The organism is Mycoplasmopsis cynos, from assembly GCF_900660545.1.
Taxonomy (GTDB): Bacteria; Bacillota_I; Bacilli_A; order Mycoplasmatales; family Metamycoplasmataceae; genus Mycoplasmopsis; species Mycoplasmopsis cynos.
Genome location: NZ_LR214985.1, coordinates 1 through 4,512, shown reverse-complemented (window position 1 = coordinate 4,512; position 4,512 = coordinate 1). Strand labels below are relative to the sequence as shown.

The following is a 4,512-nucleotide window of genomic DNA, read 5'->3' as shown; positions in this document are numbered from 1 at the left end:
TTAACAAATAATGAAATTCAAATGATTGCAAATCCAACTCTTTTACCAGATAGAACTTATATCGAAAAAATTGAAGAACCATATGTAGAAGCTCATATCTTTATTCCAAATGAATATATCGGAAATGTAATGGAGCTTTGTCAAAATAAGAGGGGAATTTATAAATCCTTAGAGATGATCGATTCAAAGAGAAGTTCAGTTGTTTATGAGTTGCCGCTTGCTGAAACAATTTTCGATTTCTTTGATCGTTTGAAATCTTCAACAAAGGGATATGCTTCATTTGAATATGAATGAATTGGATATCGTGAAAGTGATCTTGTCAAAGTTGATATTTTATTGAATGGTGATAAAGTTGATGCATTTTCAATGATTACCCATCGTGATAGAGCCTATGAAAATGCTAGAGAGTTATGTGTTAAATTAAAAGACGCTATTCCAAGACAAAACTTTGAAGTACCAGTTCAAGCTACAATTGGCGGAAAAATCATTGCAAGGGAAACAATTAAAGCTTATCGTAAAGATGTTACTGCCAAACTTTATGGTGGAGATGTTACTAGACGACAAAAACTTCTTAAAAAACAAAAAGAAGGCAAGAAAAGAATGAAAAAGTTAGGAAGTATAGAAGTGCCGCAAGAAGCATTTTTATCAATTCTTAAAACGAATATAGATCAAAAGAAATAAGAGGAGAAATATATGCAAAAGAATTTAAAAAATGATTATTATGATGCTATAAATCATGACTGATTAAAACAAGCTAAAATTCCTGAGGATCGTTCTCAAATAGGTTCATTTGTTGAGATGGATATAAAACTCGAGAAGTTATTGAAAGATACTATTAATGGTTGATATAAGTACTCAAAAACTCTTCCTAATGATCCATTAATACATGAATATGTAAAGTATTATTCAATGCTTTTAGATGATCAAAAAAGAGCAGAGCTAGGTTGAGAACCAGTCAAAAAATATCTTAATACATTGGAAAAAATTTCATCATTTAAAGAACTTTTTTCAAAAGGACGTGATTTTTGAATTCAATATGGAGCTTTACCTTTATCAATTGATATTTTTGAAGACTTTGTTGATAATACTAAAAGAATTATTTGAATTTCAAACCCTGAAATATCCATTTTGCCTTCAAAAGAAACATATCAAAATCAAGAAGCTTCTAAATTAATTGAAGCATGAAAGAAAATGGTTAATGACCTATTATTAAGTTATGGAAAAACTCAAACACAGTCAGAAAAATTAATTAATCAAGCAATTGAATTTGATCAACTTTATAAGGATTATTTATTAAGCTCAGTTGAATGAGCTAATTATGTGGCTTTATATAATTTAAAAGATATTAGTGAAATTAAAAAAATTTCACATAAATTTGATATTCCTAAAATTTTGAATGATTTTGTAAAGAGAGATGTTTCAAATGCATCAGTAATTAATTCAAACTTTTTTGCAAACTTCGACAAAATATTTAGTGATGAAAATTTTGAAGGTTATAAAGCACTTATGTTTATTAAAAATCTTCTTGGTACAACTTCAATGTTGAGCGAGGAAATAAGAATTAAAGCTAATGAATTTAAAAAAGTTTTATATTCAATAGACCGTTCACGTAGTTTAGAAGATTATGCATTTGATATGACTAATGTATTTTTTGGAATGCCATTAGGAATGTATTATGCAAATGAATTTTTTGGTAAAAAAGCAAAACAAGATGTTGAACATATGGTAGCTAATATGATTCAAATTTATAAAAATAGATTACATCAAAACACTTGATTATCTCAAACAACAATTCAAAAAGCAATTACAAAATTATCAAGTATTGAAGTTATGGTAGGATTTCCGGAAGTTATTAGACCTTACTATACTAATTTCAAGGTAAAAACATATGAACAAGGTGGAACTTTATTTGAAAATGCATCTAATTTTAATAAAATTATTGCAGAATATAAAATTTCTTTATATCTTAAAGATGAAGATCGTAGATTTTGAGGAATGTCACCTGCAACTATAAACGCTTATTATAATCCAAATAAAAATCAAATCGTATTCCCTGCAGCAATTTTAGCTTGACCTTTTTATCAATTAGATAGAGTTTCATCTGCTAACTACGGCGGGATCGGTGCTGTTATAGCGCATGAAATTTCACATGGATTTGATAATAACGGTGCTCAATTCGATGAAAAAGGGTCACTAAATAATTGATGAACTGATTCAGATCGTAAAGAATTTGAATTAAGAACAAAAAAGGCAATTGAATTATTTGATGGCAAGGAAACTGAATTTGGAAAAGTTAATGGAAATTAACTGTTTCTGAAAATATTGCTGATCTAGGCGGATTTGAGTGTGCGCTTGAAGCTGCTAAATTAGAATCTGATTTTGATGCTAAGTCATTTTTTGAATCTTGAGCGACAATTTGACGTTCAAAATACAAAGAAGGTGCAGCAAAAAGGTTACTTGAAACAGATGTTCATTCACCTACAAAATAAGAGCGAATGTAGTGTTATCAAATAGTGAATTATTCGCTCAAACATACGATATTCAACCTGAAGATAAAATGTACTTAGACCCCAAAAAAAGAGTAAAAATTTGATAGTGAAGTAGAAAAATGAAAAAAGAGATTCATTATTATATTTTTGAAGATGATGATTTTAAGGAAATTTTATCACAGGAATTAGATCATATAAGTAATGAATACATCTTTATATACTTTTCTAATTCAATACATTATTAATTAAAACTGTATCATCAGAGTATTCCTTACTTATATGATCTAATTCCTGTGATAAAATTTCCTTAAAATCATCATCTTCAAAAATATAATAATGAATCTCTTTTTTCATTTTTCTACTTCACTATCAAATTTTACTCTTTTTTTGGGGTCTAAGTACATTTTATCTTCAGGTTGAATATCGTATGTTTGAGCGAATAATTCACTATTTGATAACACTACATTCGCTCTTATTTTTGTAGGTGAATGAACATCTGTTTCAAGTAACCTTTTTGCTGCACCTTCTTTGTATTTTGAACGTCAAATTGTCGCTCAAGATTCAAAAAATGACTTAGCATCAAAATCAGATTCTAATTTAGCAGCTTCAAGCGCACACTCAAATCCGCCTAGATCAGCAATATTTTCAGAAACAGTTAATTTTCCATTAACTTTTCCAAATTCAGTTTCCTTGCCATCAAATAATTCAATTGCCTTTTTTGTTCTTAATTCAAATTCTTTACGATCTGAATCAGTTCATCAATTATTTAGTGACCCTTTTTCATCGAATTGAGCACCGTTATTATCAAATCCATGTGAAATTTCATGCGCTATAACAGCACCGATCCCGCCGTAGTTAGCAGATGAAACTCTATCTAATTGATAAAAAGGTCAAGCTAAAATTGCTGCAGGGAATACGATTTGATTTTTATTTGGATTATAATAAGCGTTTATAGTTGCAGGTGACATTCCTCAAAATCTACGATCTTCATCTTTAAGATATAAAGAAATTTTATATTCTGCAATAATTTTATTAAAATTAGATGCATTTTCAAATAAAGTTCCACCTTGTTCATATGTTTTTACCTTGAAATTAGTATAGTAAGGTCTAATAACTTCCGGAAATCCTACCATAACTTCAATACTTGATAATTTTGTAATTGCTTTTTGAATTGTTGTTTGAGATAATCAAGTGTTTTGATGTAATCTATTTTTATAAATTTGAATCATATTAGCTACCATATGTTCAACATCTTGTTTTGCTTTTTTACCAAAAATTCATTTGCATAATACATTCCTAATGGCATTCCAAAAAATACATTAGTCATATCAAATGCATAATCTTCTAAACTACGTGAACGGTCTATTGAATATAAAACTTTTTTAAATTCATTAGCTTTAATTCTTATTTCCTCGCTCAACATTGAAGTTGTACCAAGAAGATTTTTAATAAACATAAGTGCTTTATAACCTTCAAAATTTTCATCACTAAATATTTTGTCGAAGTTTGCAAAAAAGTTTGAATTAATTACTGATGCATTTGAAACATCTCTCTTTACAAAATCATTCAAAATTTTAGGAATATCAAATTTATGTGAAATTTTTTTAATTTCACTATTCTTTTAAATTATATAAAGCCACATAATTAGCTCATTCAACTGAGCTTAATAAAAAATCCTTATAAAGTTGATCAAATTCAATTGCTTGATTAATTAATTTTTCTGACTGTGTTTGAGTTTTTCCATAACTTAATAATAGGTCATTAACCATTTTCTTTCATGCTTCAATTAATTTAGAAGCTTCTTGATTTTGATATGTTTCTTTTGAAGGCAAAATGGATATTTCAGGGTTTGAAATTCAAATAATTCTTTTAGTATTATCAACAAAGTCTTCAAAAATATCAATTGATAAAGGTAAAGCTCCATATTGAATTCAAAAATCACGTCCTTTTGAAAAAAGTTCTTTAAATGATGAAATTTTTTCCAATGTATTAAGATATTTTTTGACTGGTTCTCAACCTAGCT

5 protein-coding genes and 1 pseudogene are annotated in these 4,512 nt (G+C 27.9%); 3 read left to right on the top strand and 3 right to left on the bottom strand.

Annotation, left to right across the window (positions count from 1 at the left end):
• The 3 genes from EXC48_RS00345 to EXC48_RS05040 form a co-directional block, all read left to right on the top strand.
• Positions 1-681: elongation factor 4 family protein (locus tag EXC48_RS00345; RefSeq protein ID WP_465124825.1), on the top strand; the 681-nt coding region annotated here is incomplete at its 5' end.
• 12 nt (positions 682-693) lie between these two features.
• Positions 694-2,307: a M13 family metallopeptidase gene (locus tag EXC48_RS00340; protein ID WP_223216289.1), complete on the top strand. Its 1,614-nt coding sequence runs from the start codon at positions 694-696 to the stop codon at positions 2,305-2,307.
• A 301-nt stretch (positions 2,308-2,608) separates the two neighbouring features.
• Positions 2,609-2,734, top strand: coding sequence for a hypothetical protein (locus EXC48_RS05040; RefSeq protein ID WP_268814398.1), 126 nt, complete (start codon positions 2,609-2,611; stop codon positions 2,732-2,734).
• Positions 2,735-2,773: 39 nt separating this feature from the next.
• On the opposite strand, the gene EXC48_RS04825 is transcribed toward EXC48_RS05040, so the two are convergent.
• From EXC48_RS04825 to EXC48_RS04815, 3 genes and pseudogenes are all read right to left on the bottom strand, one after another.
• Entirely contained in the window at positions 2,774-3,730 is a 957-nt protein-coding gene (locus EXC48_RS04825; RefSeq protein WP_223216288.1) for a M13-type metalloendopeptidase, read from the bottom strand.
• The gene (locus tag EXC48_RS04820) at positions 3,724-4,059 is read right to left on the bottom strand and encodes a hypothetical protein (RefSeq protein WP_235666647.1); all 336 of its coding nucleotides are present in this window, start codon (positions 4,057-4,059) and stop codon (positions 3,724-3,726) included. Before EXC48_RS04820 ends, EXC48_RS04825 begins: the two co-directional genes overlap by 7 nt.
• Positions 4,060-4,102: 43 nt before the next feature.
• Positions 4,103-4,512 (bottom strand): annotated as a pseudogene (locus EXC48_RS04815) (M13 family metallopeptidase); the annotation flags it as partial.